Genomic DNA, 15068 nt, shown 5'->3' with positions numbered 1-15068 from the left:
TCCTCAATAGAGCCGGCGGTTATGAGATACACCTTCCGACCGAAGTCCAGTTCTGGCATGCCCTCAGCCGGAAGGATGGCCAAAATCGCCCCGCGCCGGTCCGGTGACTCTTGAAAATAAATGCGTGTGAACCGATTCAGTGCAATGGGACGAAATCTGCCGCGCCCTTCGTAGTTGCCCCTGAAAGGCCCTGGCTGCGCACCAGTCTTCTTATCGACTGTCCAGAGCAAATTGGGTGCGTCGAAAGTGGTCCCATAGACGGCACCTATTTCTGGCACACCGGTATCAGAAACGGTGGTGTAGTTCGTCCCGCCCCCGTAGATCGCCCCCCCAAGGCTGCATCGCGCATATACATAGATACCGTCCCACCATCGTAACCCGGATATAGGCCGGCAGCAGGGTGTAAAGACGCGATGAAGACATCGTCATAGACGGGCATGTTTGTCGTCAACCGAATGGTGTCTGAGGCGTGCTCTATGACAAGACCAATCTTCGGCCACTCTCCTGTCGACAGTGAAGGGCGGGAGCTGAACGTCATATCCGACGTGCCCACTCCAGGAACTACGTCATAAGAATAGCCAGCAGTGAACTCGGTCTCCAAGTAACAAAGCAGATTCAAGTCCGGATTGAATACAGCGATCTCTCGGAGGGTGCGCTGGACAGAATGCGATACGGCATGCGGACCTGACGATGAGGTCGATGCGGTCTCGACAAAGAGCGCATCCTCAAGGACGAGATTCTCGCGGCCGTCAATCTCAGCGGTCCTATGCTTACTAACGGTCAGCGTCGTATTGGCCGACCAGGATGAGGATATTGTTCCAGACGGGCCGCCGCCATCCTTGTAAAGATCTTCGGGAACAAATGGAGTTACGGATCCTGTGGGTACGATTTCGTACGTGTTTTCGACGTACGTATTACTCCCAATCATGTCGTAATCAATCTCCTCAACCGAAAGCTCGATGACTCCCTGAAGCTCGTCGTCTTTAAATGCTCCCTGAAGAATGCTGCGCGAGGTAATTTTGGAGTGGCCATTGAATGTGCAAGGCCCCGAAATTGTGCGAGCCCAGGAGACCCTGGACATATTTGGGGACTCGACAGAAACACTCCGGCTGAGGGTTGGTACAGGCGATGAAGCGGTGCACATCATGCCCACGCCCGTGCCGCCTCCCCCGCCTATACCGGTGGTGGAGGTCGATTGAATCGGTTTCGTCCTCACGAGGAATGGGTCATACACCCACAGCAATCTGGTGTAGGGTTTCGGTTCGGCTACATAGGCACCCTCTTCCCAACTGCTTTCAAGGACCTCATCGTTCTCTGTGTCGACTGATGCCGAGAACGTGCCTGACACAAAATCCGTCACTTGGGGCATTTGGTAGTCTCCGGTCCCAAGACCTGTGGGCACGCGCCGCCACCAGCTGATGGCTTGCCTCGGCTCTAGATCGACGCCCCAGTAATACCTGTTCAGTGAGACATAAGGCAGTTCGACCAAACGGGTCTGCCCTGACGCAAGCGTCGAATCCAGCACCGATGGCTGATGCTTCGTACCGTTTAAATAGAGATTCAACCTCGTCCGATCTTTGTTGTAGCTGGAGGTCGGTGTGGTATCGCCCAAGGTGGTTAATTCCACCGGGATCGGAAACTCCCAAAGGTCCGAGACATCAGTTTCGGGTGCCAGTTGCGCAGGGAGTATCTTCCCCACAAAGGCATCGCCATCTTTCTCAAAGTACCCGGCACTGCTGAGCGCAGCTACTGGACGTCTGAACGACCTGAATAGGCGAAGATTGAGGGTGTCACCGTCCCATCTCGTTGAATGGAAATAGCCCAAGAAGATCGTTTCGTCTTCACGGAAAAGAGGAGCGCCGGTCACCGATACGGCATCACCCCCTTCATTTGCAAAGGGAATCTTGAGGAGCCCCGCCCTGCTGACGCCGGTAGTAAAGTCAACCACTCGGAAGTAGTCCGCAGACGGTGAGGCAACCGTTCCAGCTCTCGTCGCGCCATAGTTCTGCGGCGCCAAGTTGGGAATCTCGATCACGTTACCCTGATCTTTGGTACGGATCGTTTGGCGTGTCCATTCAGCGAGAACCGGCCCAGGAGGGCTGACCACAGTCCAGAGGTAGGTTCTTGTGGGTAAAGGGGGTCCGCCATCTAACGGGGGATCTGCCACCATCCCGCCAAAAAGAATACCAACCGGAACATAGAACGTAGCAACCTCGTCCCTAACATCCGCGGGCCACACCTGCATGTACCTGTTGCGCCCAACCGTGAAAGCCTTATAGCGCGAGCCATCAGGCAAACGGCCTGCCTCTACCGGGTTCGGGACGCTCGACAAGCTGGCCCGTTGGTTGTAGTTGGTGAAGGCTCGTTGAGCCATCTGGATTTGATCGCGCGACATCCCCCGCCCGACGATGCGTAGCTCAGGCAGCGGCGCAATGGGCTTCGGATTGCCGAAGATATCGAACGCCAGGTGGTCGTGCAGAAACGTCATTGCGGCACCGCCATGTACTGGGGGATGTCGTCAATCACCCGGAAGGCAGCGGCGACTTCCTGGACCGTTGTTCGGTACCGGTTGCCCGTCAGGCTTACAGTCTGCCCACCTGAAAAGCCCGCCACGATCTCGCCGCCGGCAATGCACAGCATGGCCTCGCCGCTACCGGATCCGTCACCCACCTTGATCTTGTCGCCAGGAGCGCTAACCCCTGATCCCAGCACCACCGGCCCGCGCTTCGTGGCCACGTGCGCCAGGCCCACCCAATCCGTTCCGGAGAGGAATATCAGATCCTTCTCGGTGCCCACATACACACCGTCCAGGACCGGCTGCACGGCCGTGATGCGCGAGCCGAGCGCCTTGAAATCGCGCCAGTCAGACAAGTGTGGCGCATTGGGGCGGCTCGCCCACAGAACGTCACCTTGAACCACCAGGACACGGCCGCGCCAAAAAGCGGTCAGCGTGCCGACAGGGAAAGGCTGAGCGCCGAGCGTACGACATGGCAGCACCAGCGCCGAGTTATTGCCAGAATACTCAAAGCTGCGGCCCGTGGCCACGCCGGCCAGATAGGCGCCCTCCCCGTCATGCCCGCTCAGGTAGACGTTGACAGCATGGCCTTCGAGTTCGGGCAAACCGCCTAAGCGAAGCCCGCCCTGGTCGACGGTGAAGGGCTCGGAACTTGCGGAGGCAGGACCCTCGATCCGATCGGCCAGGCGCACGAAGGTCAGGTAGTACCGATACTGGCCAGGATGCAGCGCGCCAAAAGCGGCATCAGGCACACCCAACGAATCGGGTGCAGGCACGCTGCGTTCAACCCCGGTCAGGCCATCGGTCACACCCTGAATCAGCCCGTTGGTATACGTGGTGCGGCCGTCTGGAAGGTTGCAGTACCAGACTCGATCATGACCAAGCGCGGGATGGATCACGTGCCGATCCCCATTCGGATGGATGGCCGTCAGCACGCTGCCGCAGGTGGCCAGCATGAAGCCATCGGCTTGCCACACATTCTTGTGGCACTGGTCTGACGACTCCGTGAATCCACCGCGCCGCTTGATTTCCTTTGTCAGGCCGATATCGACATTCTTCGCTGCAATCAGATCTTCGCCACTCAGGCGGTGCTCGGGCAGCACATTGTTGATGCCTGTGAATTCTGCAAACGTCAGCATCCTGTGCCTCGATCAACTCGGGGTGTCCCGATTTCCAGCGGGAATGCCGGCCGCGCCATCACCGCATACCGGCATGGACCCGGGGTGCCCAGCTCCAGCGGCGCATGTCCTGGCACGGCGAATGTGGCCCCGCCTACTTCGACCGTGGCCTTGCCAGCACGCAGCAAATCGAAGCCTGCGGCGCCGAATCGTGCAGTTGCCCGGGGTGTCCCGAACTCCAACGGCCATGCGCTCGCAGCCATCGCGCGCTGCTCCAGGGTCGGCGAACCCAACTCAAGGGGCTGATGGGACGGCGCCGCGAAGCTCTGGCGCGCATGGGGTGTCCCGAACTCCAGCGGCATGCTGCCGCCGACCTGAAAGGAAATGGGCTCCACTTCCAGTCTAGGTGTCCCAAACTCCAGAGGGAGGGCAGAGTTGACCGAATACGATGTAGCCGCGCTGACCGGATAGATGAACACCGAATGCGTGGGCGTGCGTACTAAGTCGAGCCCCTCGTACACAGGATAGGCCGGCGAGCGCACCACGGCCACGGGCTGCCCAGCGCTCACCAGATCAATGCCTTCGAGGACTGGATAGATCGGAGCGGCGCCTACATCAGCCGTGGCCTGCCCCGCGACCACCAAATCAAAACCGAGCGCCCGCAACTCATCAGCCCCGGAGTCCCCGGCGTTGACAGCATGAGAGTTGACGAGTTCTGGGATCATGGGGTGATCAGTGCGTTCTGAACGTAGAAGCCCTTCCAGTAGAAGCGCCCCATGTATTGCTTGTCGGAGGGGGTCTCCACGGTGAACACCAGATCCTCCACTGGAGCGCCGCCGGCCGTGACCGCAATTCGGTGGATGTGCCCTGCGGCGGTGATCTGATCCAACGCCACGCTGTCCGCGAAACGCGTCTGGTCGGCCTGGGTGCCGATGGATACCACCGGTGTCGTCGCCTCGCTCTCCAGGCTAAAACAGATCGCACCCACTTCTGTGACCACGAAGCCGGCTGGGTCGAGGCCGCTGAAGTCGCTAGATCCGGCCAGAGTGACGGCAACCACGGCAGGAATTGGGGTAGGCACCCATATGCGGGTGAGGTTCCCGGAGATGTACTCGGAGGTCGAATTTGGCATGCTTGCACTGAAGTCCGGCTGCACCGTGCCCACAGTGGTGTCGTACACGTCGCCCACCGAATACTGATACCCGTTTGGCGTGGTCGGTTGAACAACACTGCCTGGCACATAAGTGGTGGAAGAAGCCCACGCGGGTATGGTTCCCAAGCCGACCACCACACTCCCGTTGACGATTTCTCTGCTCGGGCTGGGATTCTGATCCTGCGGGCTCTGGCCTGCCCAGTCGCGCACCTCCAGGACTGGGAATCCCGTGGTCCGCGTGACCATTGAGAGTGCGGGATAGCCGGTTTTGGCTCCAACGAGCCACCGATAGTTGGCAAGCTCCCCAGGCTCGAAGGAACCTTCGCCGTCAATCCCCATTGACAGGAACGAGTTCAAGGCGCCGGCCGTAATCCTTGCCTCAAGGATGGCGCCCGTCAACCACTCCCGCGCCGTCGTCCCCTCCAACCCGCGAGCCATGTAGATCGCCGTTCCACTGGCGGCAGTGATCCTGATGATCTCCATCTCGCCAGGCTCTGCCGGGCTCGTGATGGTGACCAGCAAACCAAAGGCTCCACTCTCCGGCACGGAGAGCGACTCCCAGCCGTCGAGACTCGACTTAAGCACGTTGGTGGCGCTTGCCCCAAGGGTGCCAGTCAAGGTGGCGCGAGCGTTGTTGACGAAATTGAGCGCCATAACCCCTCCCAGATTAAGCCGACGCCAAGCTAAAAATGCGCGCCGCGCCGTTCGACCAGATCAGGGAGAAAGCCCCGCCAGTCGTTCCAGCCGGAAAGCCGACCACATCAGTGATGTGCATCAGTAGCGGCGAATCGGTGGCATCGGCACCCTCCACGTACATGATCGCGCTGCCCACGGTACTGCCAGACGCAGGTGAGCCGAAGGCGGCGTCCGCGGCATCGAAGACGCCATTCGCAACTGACACACTCGTCAGCGCTTGGGGTGTACCAATCAGCGCACCCACGTCGTCCAGGAACTCGTGCGCCGCGCTGTAGACGTACGCGGCGGGCACTAGCGCCACCCTGAGGGAAGCGGTCAGGAAATTGATCTGGCCGGAGAACACCTTCTCGGCGCCCAAGGGGTAAAACGGCAAACCCATTCGAGCGATCTTTTTAGGCCCGTCATCCCACGGAATCGAAAGGCCCGACCCGCTGGTCGCCAACGGGAATCCGGTGATCATGTCGATGTAGAGCAGCAACGGCGAAGTGGAGGCGTTGCCGGTATCCTTGTAGAGCACCATAGCCTTGAGCGTGCTGCCGGAGGCAATAGCGCCGAAATCAGGGTCATCGGCATCCAGCACGCCACCGGTGACCGACACGCCCGCCAGCTCCTGATCGCTCCCAACCGTCGTGCCCAAGTCCGACAAGAATTCGTGCGCCGTGCTGAACGTATAGGCGACGGGCACGAGCGTTACTTTGAGGGTGTCGGATGTGCAGTCGATGGCGCCCTGGAGCAGCTTCTCCATGCCTTTGGGATACGACTTGTTGGCCATGCGAGGCTCCAGCTATTGAATGGTAATAGCCGGGAGTTTTCCCGGCATCCCCTCTCTCGTCGAACCCTATCGGGGGTATCCACCCAGTGCGGATTGCCCCGGCACCGCCGTGCCCCTACGATGCGCGAATGCCCACCCTCATCTTCTGGATCCTCGTGGTCGCCGTCGTGCTGTTCTTCAAGCTGACCACGCGGGCCGAGCGCCGCGCGCTGGTTGAAACCTACTGGGTTCTGATCGTGCTGCTCGGCGCCGCGGGGTTTGCGTGGCAGTTGCTGCGGCAGGGCACGATCAGTTCGTGACCGCCACCCGGCGCGCAGCCTCGTGCTTGCGCTGCTCGATCGCGTCCAGTCTTACCCGCTTCTCCTCCGAGGACAATAACTTGCTCGATTCGATGCGCTTGGCCTGCTGGCCCAGTTCCGAGATCTGGCGTTTGGCATTCGCCACGGCCAGCCGGTTGCGCAGCTTCGGCGCTTCCTCCTGCTGGATCGCCTGGGCCTTCTCCAGGTCCCCGGACTTCAACGCCGCTTGATACGACGCCCACGCTTGCTCGACTTCGCGCGCCTGCTCGTACATCGTCGTCACATACCGGCTGCTGCCAGTGGGCAAGGTCTCCACGAAGTTGCCAGCCAGGAAGGCGTCCCGTAAGCGCATCTCCGGCCGCTCTCCACGGCCAAGCGCGGGGCGCAGCATGGCATCTGATGCAGTGGTGCTCACCGTAGCCAGCCAGCCGAAATACCCGCGCAGCAGGAAATCAACTTGCTTGGGCGACAGGCCAGAGTATTCCCCCTTGGCCAACCGGACCGGATCGGGCAGGCCCCACGATCCCAGAAGCCGGGCAACTTCAGAGGTGCGTTCGTTGTACCGGTCCTGGGGGCGCAAGCGCTCATCCGCCATACCTTCAATGGGTCGGCCGCTGAAGCTGTCCTTGTTGGCGTACACGTCAATGAACGGCTTGATGAATTGCGGGGTCGGGTCCATCGCAAAAGTGTTGAACACCATGTCGCTGATTCGCTGAACGAAGCGCTTGCCGGTCATTTCCTTCGAGAACATCAGTTCGGCGGTGCGCTCGGCCAGGGTGCCGATGGCGCCCACCTCGAAAGGCTTTGGAATCCGGAAGGCCTTGTCGCCGATCTTGAACCACCAATAGGTATCGCGGTCCCAGTCTTCTCGCTTCTTCCAGTCCTCATCGTCGTCATAAGCGGCCATGAGCGCCAGGCTGGCCATAGAGACGGCACCGGCCATGGCGGCAAAGCGCTTGGGATCTTCCTTGGCGGCACGGCCGAGCTTGTAGAGCCCCTGCAGGCGTGCATTCAGGAACGGCACGGTCTGAGTGAGGAATCGCACCACCTCCCATTTGCCGGACATGCTGAAGTCCATCAAGTCGCGGGCCATGAAAGAGGCTTCGGCGTGGCTGTGCCCTTTGGCTATCAGGCGTTCATACAAGGCCGCCCGGTTGACGTTCTCCGTTCGATCGCCGAGCGCCTCGTAGGTCTCCCAGAGAGACTTCATCTGGCCCTTGAGCTTGTCGAAGCCGGTCTTGTCCAGCATCTCGCCGCCCAGCCGCTCGATCTGTGCACGCACGCGATCGCTGTTTTCCTGCGTGCCGAACTTGATGATGCCGCCGCTGGCTAGCATCGAGGCGTAGGTCTGGCTGTCCTTATCCGTCGCCTTCCAGCCGTTGACGACGTTGGCCAGGGGGTTGTAACTCAGGTCGGACTGCGCCATAGCCGAGAGCGAATCCCGGATCAGGTTGCGGATCTTGAAGGTGGGGTTCACCGTGACGCCGAAGGTAAGCAGGCGCTTGAATGGCGCCATGGCCTTAACCAGGCCGCCAGGGGCATAGCTCATGGCGGAGATGGCATCTAGCAGGTATGGATCCTCTGCGGCCCAGTGCTCTGCCATGCCGTCGCGCATGACCTTCACGGCGCCCTTGGTATCCGCCGGTACCTTGTACGCCACGCCCATGCTCTCGGCGGCCTTCATGGTCTCCAAGGAGGCGCGGTTGCGCGCCGCCGCGGCGTAGAGGTGGCTCCAGTTGAGCAGCGTGTTCTGCAGCAGATCCGCATTCAACTGCTGGGTTCCGCCCTTCAGCTTCTTCCAGGCCTGCTGGTTTACCAGCCCGGAACTGAACCGGGGCCCGCGCATGCCACCGTCTTCTTCCATCAGGCGGTAGAACGGCACATAGGGCTGATCCTTCATGAGGTCGTAAGCGGCCTGGTCGATCAAGCCAGATTCCATGGCCACCTTCAATGAGGCCTCATTGAATGCGTTGAGCTCGCGCAGCGCGGCGGCATAGGCAGGCATGCGCGGTGTGCCGTCGGCGAACTGCCCGGCATTCAGGGACTTCAGAGCCGTGATGTCCTGATCTGTGAGCAAATTCTCCTTGCCCTCGGCCTTCAGGCGCTCGGCACGCTGCGCGGCCACCCACTGGAAGAAGCGATCATGCTCACCCTTCAGGCTGGCCAGCACCTTGGCGAAGCCGCCGTCCTTGATGTCAACGTCGGCCACGCCGTCGCGAAGGAACGGCTTACCGTACAGCATCGCGGCTTCCACTGCTCCATCGCTGCCCTTGGACAGCCTGGCTAAGATGTACGCGGTCGGGCTGATTTCCTTGATGGGGGCGAACTGGTCCACCAGCCCCTGCCGCAGCTTGGTGCCCAGGTTGGCACGCAAGCCCTTGGCGCGCTCGGCCAGCGTCTGGGTGGCCATCGAGCCGAAGGCGCGCTCGGCCGCCTGCTGCTGAGCGGGGTTGTAATTGGCCCCTATCGTGGCGGCGCGGCTGAACTGGATGCCACCATCGCCGGATTCCGGTACGGTCGGACCGTCTCCTGAACTGGATGAGCCGGATCGCTCCACGCCGCTCGCGGCGTCAGTCCCGGAAACTCGGCGGACCGGGAGACGCCCTCCTTCAGATTGCGCTGAATTGCGGCGTTCGACCTCCTGCGCTAAACTACGCACATCCTCTGCAGAGCGGCCCGGGGTTACATCGCGGGGCTGCGTGAGGGTTGCTCTAGGGCCAGCTTGCTGGCTATCTCGCCGACCCACTCCCCGCTGCAGGGGATTTTTTCGTCCAGGCTCACCCCGTCTTCACGTGCAGCGGCCTCCAGCCATTCCAAGCCCGGCTGCGTTTCATTGAGTTCGACCGCTTCCACGGTATAGAGCGGGTTCTGCCGATCCTCGCGCACGCTCTCCTTCACCGTCAGCTTCACCAGTTTCGTTCGACCGTTGACGTCCATCGGCGCAAAGAATCGGTGAATGGCGCGAATATTCGGATCGTTCGATCGGTCCGGCTTGCTCCAACCCAAGATTGCGCGCTCGAACAGGTTGTCGGCGTTGGCGACTGCCATGGCGTGCGTTGCGGGGGTCTCGGATTTCTCGACTGCCTTTGCCGAAAGCATCTTGTCCAGACTGTTGCGAGCGACCACTGCAGTCATGCCGGTAGCGGCGTTTGTAAGCTCCTTGCCTTGGAACTCCTTGGCGGCCATTCGCGCCTGCAGGAAGTTGGTCGCTGTACGCAATGGAGCGATCGCCCCATCCAGTTCTCCCGTATGTTCAGGGTTCTCCCGCTGAGCGATACCAAAGGCCAGGTTCACCAGATCCTGCGAGTTGAAGGCATCCGGCTTGCGGGTGATCTTCTCCCATACTTGGCGCAGGGCCCGCTTCACTTCGCCGAGCCAGCGCGCCACGGTGCCGGGCTTGGCCAGCAGGTTCGGCTTGACGCCCATCTCCAGCGCTACCTGCACGGCATACGGGAAGAGTTCCTGAGAGGAATATGCAGTGGCATCGGCTCCCTGTGGCCTGGAAGCCTGAACACGTGCAGCTGCCTCGTCGTACACACGGCGCTCCATGCTGCCCTCGGCGGCACGTGCCCAGCCCTCAATGGCGCCATGCAGCCGGTTCCAGCCCTCGGCGCCGAGCACCGCCTGGCCGTGTTTGTGCATGAGCTCGTGCGCCACCACGCCCACCTCTTCGCCGGCCTTGATGTGATCGGCGACCAGGAAGACGGTGCGGGTGTTCGGATCGTAGAAGCCTTGGGCCCGCCCAGCTTCGCCCGCGGCTTCCATTCCCGTGGTGCCGATCAGCGGCTCCCAGTGCTGTTTGATCTCGTCGGACGTGGCCACCACTACGCGCCCCAGGCTGTTCGGCAGCGAGCCGAGGCCGTTCACAAGCTGACGCACCGCAGCGCGCACTGAGTCGACTGTAGCTGGTGTGCGAAGCCTCATTAGCTCAGCGGCCAGTGCTGTGGTCATGCCACCAGATCGCCGGCTGAATACCGGTCCACTCGCGGTATCAATACCTGACAGCACAGCGGATTTTCCGGTTTTCGCGTTAATGATGTCCAACACGCGGACATCCACACCGCTCAAGGCCGCACCAATGTTCTGGCCTACGGTAATTGAACTCGAAGACGGGTGAATAGTGTCTAACTCTCCGCCGTGCGCCAGTATGGCGGCGAAGGCATTGCTCTCGCTCACAGCGCGGTACAGGGCTCGAAGTTGCCCTGTTCCTCGCAGATCGCCCATCATCTGCGATGGCAACGGTACCCACCCAATGACGCGATGCAAAGGATTGAGCAAAATCAATCCAGGTGCCTGTGCTTCGTTATAGTAGGCGGCAGATAGGCTGCGAGCCGTATCCGGCGCATCAACGAACGCTCCGGGCGTCCCTGAATTCGATGCCAGCTCGCGCTCGATCACGGGTACGCGGACCTGAGCCACCGAAGCGCCGATGTCGCCGGACTCTCCACTTGTCGATGAGAATCGACCATTCCCCACCGCAATCAGTCCCATCGGCTGAATGCCCGTGCCACGGAAGGCGTCGTGCAGATTGCGGCCCACGCGCTCATCAGCCGCTGATATCTCAGGACTCCCAGAGGGGTGATTGTGCGAGAACCAAATGCGTGCGGCTCCCGGCACCCGAACCGCCTCGCCGATGATGGTCGACGGATAGACTGATGTCTGGCTGAGTGCCCCCTTGAAGCCGCCGACCACCGCAAGAGGCGTGCCTTCTGAGTCCGTCACTATGCCGTCAAATCGCTCGACGGCAGATCGGTATAGATACTGCGTTGCAGTCGCGAGATCGGCTAGGCTTTGAATTCGGTTGACGCCGAGTTGTCGCTCGCCGCGGGTTCCGACGATTGTCCGGACTCGGTACTCGCCTTCAAGGGCGGGGGTGTCCCCTTGTACGGTGGTGGCGGGCTGTACGTTCCCAGGTGGGCGGGACTCTCTGGATCCGGAACGTGAAGACCAGTCGACGGATCCACCGAATAGGTCGCGTGTGTATCCGTCACGTTTGACATCTTCTACGCTGCCTGGCTCGCCGCCTTGAACTTCGCTGGAACCTCCAGGCCGCGATGCTCCATATGCTTGCGCATCACTGCCTTGCGGCCGTCCGGCGGTAGCTTGCTCAGGGCCACTACGGCCTTGATTGCTTTCTTGCGTTCCTCTGGATTCTTGGGCAACGGCATCTTGAATTTCCTTTTCGCTCGCGCCCATGGCGCGCAAAAACTGCTCTGTCGTAGTGTTGCTTGGTTCCGCATCCCATGGAATGCCGGAATCATCCAAGTCAAATGCCAACGCGTCGTCTGTTCGGTCCAGAGCCGTGAGGGCCTCATCTTCCTCCATCTCACGCCGTCGCGCAATACGGGCATCCATCTCGGACTGGGCCACGCCCTCGGCGAACTGCGGCACCACGCGCTCGCCGCGCATGGCGAGATCGATCAACGCCTGCATGGCTGCGCTGTCAGGTGAGGACAGAAATCCCTCTTCCACTGCAGCCTGTGCTAGCGCATCCAGTTGTCTTCCGCTCTTGCGGAATATGGGCCCATACCCCGGCACCATGGCCTGTCGTTGCTCCGTGCGCCCTGGAGCGAACTCCGAACGAAGGTCCATCGAAACACCGTGCTTACCAAGGAATGCGCGCAGAGGGTTGGCTTCAGCCGCAGCGCTTCTCGCTCGCTGGCCGGGGGCAGCACGGCGTCGCTCAGCGTCGGCGAAATCCCTACGCTGCTGCGCATACGCGTCGGCGCCCTGGCCTATCGCTACGCTCGGAAACTCCTGCACCTGGGACAGCACATCCCGAATTGGCGCTTTGAGCCGAATCACCTTCACTGGCTCCCCGTTCGCCCGCTTGGCCAGCCACTGATGATGGCCGTCCACGACGTATCCATCGGACGAAACCAGAATGGAGCGATCGCCGCCCTTGAAGTCCCGGGCCTTGTCGACCTTGGCCTGCGAGAACTCCGCTTGCGTGGGCTTCAGGTCATTGGCGGGCACCTCGGCGGCCTGGCTATCTATGCCGCGGGCCTTCAGGAAGTTCACCAGGGCGCCGCGGTGCTCCGCCTTGATCTGCGGCATATCAGCGCGCGGGACACCCAGCGTGCCCGTCTCCGATGCAAATGCGCTCCACTCGCGATCGATCTGGCCTGCAGATAGATCTTTGCCGTCCTGTGCTACGCCAGCGCGCTGCGCATCGGCTGCATCAATCTCGGCCACCACTTGCGCGGTGCGCTTCCCCTTGGGATCGAGCCCCATGGACTTGGCCACCGGCCCGGCGCCCAGCATGCTGGTGCGCCAGTTCTTCGGGCGAGTTGTTACCGCAGGCGCAGCGCTCGCCGCTTGTCCCGGCGCCGCTCCCGTCGCAACTGCTTGCGCGCTATTGTTGCCAGTCTGGGTGGCATTCGTCAGCCCCTCGGTTTGAGGCCCCGACGGCGCTGCTCTTCCTTCTTGCGCCGACGGGCGGCTTTGCTCGGTTTGACTGGCTTGAGGGACACTGGCTACTCCTACGGGTTGAAAAACAGATCCAGGCCCAGCGGTTTCCACGGTGGCGGCTCGGGCTGCGGGAATGGCTGCGGCGGCTCCGGCCAGCGGCGCCTGGGCAGTTTGGGCATTGGGGTTCTCCTGGGGAGCAAGTGCCGTAACGGTGGTGGGCAGCACGGGGGTAAGACCCGAATCCACGGCAGTGGCGGCAGCTTTGGACAGCGGGCCAGCGGCAGGGTTGATGCCCATGCGCTCACTCGGGCGCTGGGGGATCTGCGCCTCCATGGCCGCGTTATCAGCAAAGCGGTCGACCGGCGGCGCTGGGTTGCCGGGCAGCGGTGCCTGCTCACCCACACCCCGGAATCCCATATAGGCGTCCGTGATCCGTCGCACGCGCGCCATTTCATCGGGGGCCAGCGGCGCTTCGTTCACCCGAGAAAGCCCGTCATTCAGGCGATTCAGTACCTGGACAGTGTTGTCAGCGCCAGCATCGAGGATGTTTTGCAGGCCGGAGAGAATCCGGCCGGTGCGCACGCGGGCGTCAGTGGCAGCCAGCGAGGCATCTTGGCCGGCCTGGTCAAACTCGCCCTGCAGCTGCGCACCCACGGTGTCAGCCGCTTGCGTTGCCACCGGTGCCGCGTTGCTGACGTTCTGCTCAAGCCAGGCATCCTCCATGGCGTTGCGCACGGTATCGACGGTTGCCTGCGTAGTGAACGGCGTGCCGCTACGCACGGCCTGCTGCACCTCGGCCAGATAGTCGGGCCGCGGCGCTGGGGCTTGGCCGTCGCCGTAGTTCTCCCACCACCGCCGATCCTGCTGGCGCTGGGGGTCGTTCAGTTCCGTGTAGTTCTGGCCAGCGAAGCTCGCGCGGGCAGCGGCCTGCTGGTCCTCGGGCAGGCTGGCGATGTAGCTTTCAACCTCTCCCGTGCGGCCCACGGTGCCGTCAGGGAAAACGTACAGGCGATCGGGCGGCGTGTTGGGTAGGGCCAGCGGGGCCGGGATCTGGTCCATCTTGGCCTTGGCATCGGCCGCAGCGGTCTCGGCATTCTTCCGGGCCTGGGCGTCAGCCTGCGCTGCAGCTCGCGCTTCTCCCCGGGCATGCACACCTTCGGTCGCCCCAACGGCGCCGCCAAGCGGAGCCGCCGCTACGCCTTCCAGTGCAGCCTGCCCCGCGACACCCTGCCACGTGGGCACATCAAACCCCGCGCGCTGCTGTGCCACGTTGCCGGAATACCGCTCCTGACCGCCCTGCAGGGCTTCCATTGGCGATTCCTTCAGCACGCCTTCGACCGTAGACCGGACAACACCAGGCGCCGCACGCTCTGCAACCTCGGTCGCCACCTTGCGGCCCAACAGTCGGCCGATTGCGGGCTGCACGCCAGTGCCGCCAGCCAGTGCGCCGAGCGCGCCGCCGACCACAATATTCCCCAGATTCTCCCCGCTGTACGCCTGCGCTTCGTCAGCCTTTTTGGCGGCCTCAGCCTCGCTCGCGCCTTCCTGCAGCGCCTTGCGTTTCACTGCATCGCTGACAGAGCCTTTGATGTTGCCGATGCCCTGGAGCCCACCGACGACGGCCGGAACTGCCGCTGCTGCAGCCCCGCCGCCAGTCAACACAGTGGCGGCAATCGTCGGCAAGATCGTGCCGGCCGCGTTGACCGTCGTGTCAATTGGCGCATCGGCGAACGAACCCAGGTGCGCCCCAATCTCTTTCAGCGTGCTGCCGGATGCCTCAGCCTCTTGAATCTTGGCTGCCCGCTCCTGCTTCTGAGCTTTTCGGTAGGGTGACTCCAGATCCGTCAGCGCATCGGACGCGGCGCCCAACCCGCGCGAAACCGGGTTGTCTGCGCCAGCCACATCGGACAGCATCTTGACGCCCTGCACCACACCGGTTCCAGCAGCAATGGCTGTGTCAGCTGCGCTTCGGACTATGGAGCGGCTCGGTAGCGCTCCCGAGCCCCCGTAGTTTCGCCAAGGGCCATCCTCTGAGTCGGCAGCAGGAGGCGCGCTCGCGCGGTATTGGTCCCAAGGTCCGGATGTATCAGCCATGCCCCGCACT

The 15068-nt window shown here is 62.1% G+C and carries 8 protein-coding genes; 1 reads left to right on the top strand and 7 read right to left on the bottom strand.

What is annotated here, in order from left to right; all coding sequences use genetic code 11:
* Positions 1-265 precede the first annotated feature (265 nt).
* Genes WJU18_RS10280 through WJU18_RS10260 form a run of 5 tightly spaced genes read right to left on the bottom strand, consistent with a single transcriptional unit; the run spans position 266 to position 6254 of the window.
* Positions 266-2488 carry a hypothetical protein gene (locus WJU18_RS10280; protein ID WP_423459981.1) on the bottom strand — a complete coding sequence of 741 codons (2223 nt, stop codon included), beginning with the start codon at positions 2486-2488 and terminating at the stop codon, positions 266-268.
* Complete coding sequence (locus WJU18_RS10275) at positions 2485-3654, bottom strand: hypothetical protein (RefSeq protein ID WP_423454257.1); 1170 nt, start codon at positions 3652-3654, stop codon at positions 2485-2487. Before WJU18_RS10275 ends, WJU18_RS10280 begins: the two co-directional genes overlap by 4 nt.
* The gene (locus WJU18_RS10270; protein WP_423459980.1) at positions 3648-4358 is read right to left on the bottom strand and encodes a hypothetical protein; all 711 of its coding nucleotides are present in this window, start codon (positions 4356-4358) and stop codon (positions 3648-3650) included. The genes WJU18_RS10275 and WJU18_RS10270 overlap by 7 nt, the downstream gene beginning before the upstream one ends.
* Entirely contained in the window at positions 4355-5440 is a 1086-nt protein-coding gene (locus tag WJU18_RS10265; RefSeq protein ID WP_423454261.1) for a hypothetical protein, read from the bottom strand. The genes WJU18_RS10270 and WJU18_RS10265 overlap by 4 nt, the downstream gene beginning before the upstream one ends.
* Positions 5441-5453: 13 nt before the next feature.
* Positions 5454-6254 (bottom strand): hypothetical protein, encoded by an 801-nt coding sequence (locus tag WJU18_RS10260; RefSeq protein ID WP_423459979.1) that lies wholly within the window; start codon positions 6252-6254, stop codon positions 5454-5456.
* A gap of 128 nt (positions 6255-6382) precedes the next feature.
* On the opposite strand from WJU18_RS10260, the gene WJU18_RS10255 reads away from it, so the two are divergent.
* The gene (locus WJU18_RS10255; RefSeq protein WP_423459978.1) at positions 6383-6553 is read left to right on the top strand and encodes a hypothetical protein; all 171 of its coding nucleotides are present in this window, start codon (positions 6383-6385) and stop codon (positions 6551-6553) included.
* Here the strand turns inward: WJU18_RS10255 and WJU18_RS10250 are convergent.
* A complete protein-coding gene (locus tag WJU18_RS10250) occupies positions 6543-9110 on the bottom strand; it encodes an LPD38 domain-containing protein (RefSeq protein ID WP_423459977.1) in 2568 nt (855 codons plus the stop codon). The two genes, WJU18_RS10255 and WJU18_RS10250, sit on opposite strands and share 11 nt — an antisense overlap.
* A gap of 125 nt (positions 9111-9235) precedes the next feature.
* Positions 9236-15058, bottom strand: a complete 5823-nt coding sequence (locus WJU18_RS10245) for a JAB domain-containing protein (RefSeq protein WP_423459976.1) — start codon at positions 15056-15058, stop codon at positions 9236-9238.
* Positions 15059-15068: the final 10 nt, after the last annotated feature.

It is taken from the genome of Ottowia sp. VDI28 (genome assembly GCF_049532675.1).
Lineage (GTDB): Bacteria > Pseudomonadota > Gammaproteobacteria > Burkholderiales > Burkholderiaceae_C > Ottowia.
This window is presented reverse-complemented; position numbering and strand designations above follow the sequence as displayed.

Coding starts and splice junctions, on each gene's coding strand:
- WJU18_RS10245 (WP_423459976.1), bottom strand. CDS start 15,058: ATGGCTGATACATCCGGACCTTGGGACCAATACCGCGCGAGCGCGCCT.
- WJU18_RS10275 (WP_423454257.1), bottom strand. CDS start 3,654: ATGCTGACGTTTGCAGAATTCACAGGCATCAACAATGTGCTGCCCGAG.
- WJU18_RS10280 (WP_423459981.1), bottom strand. CDS start 2,488: ATGACGTTTCTGCACGACCACCTGGCGTTCGATATCTTCGGCAATCCG.
- WJU18_RS10255 (WP_423459978.1), top strand. CDS start 6,383: ATGCCCACCCTCATCTTCTGGATCCTCGTGGTCGCCGTCGTGCTGTTC.
- WJU18_RS10265 (WP_423454261.1), bottom strand. CDS start 5,440: ATGGCGCTCAATTTCGTCAACAACGCTCGCGCCACCTTGACTGGCACC.
- WJU18_RS10260 (WP_423459979.1), bottom strand. CDS start 6,254: ATGGCCAACAAGTCGTATCCCAAAGGCATGGAGAAGCTGCTCCAGGGC.
- WJU18_RS10270 (WP_423459980.1), bottom strand. CDS start 4,358: ATGATCCCAGAACTCGTCAACTCTCATGCTGTCAACGCCGGGGACTCC.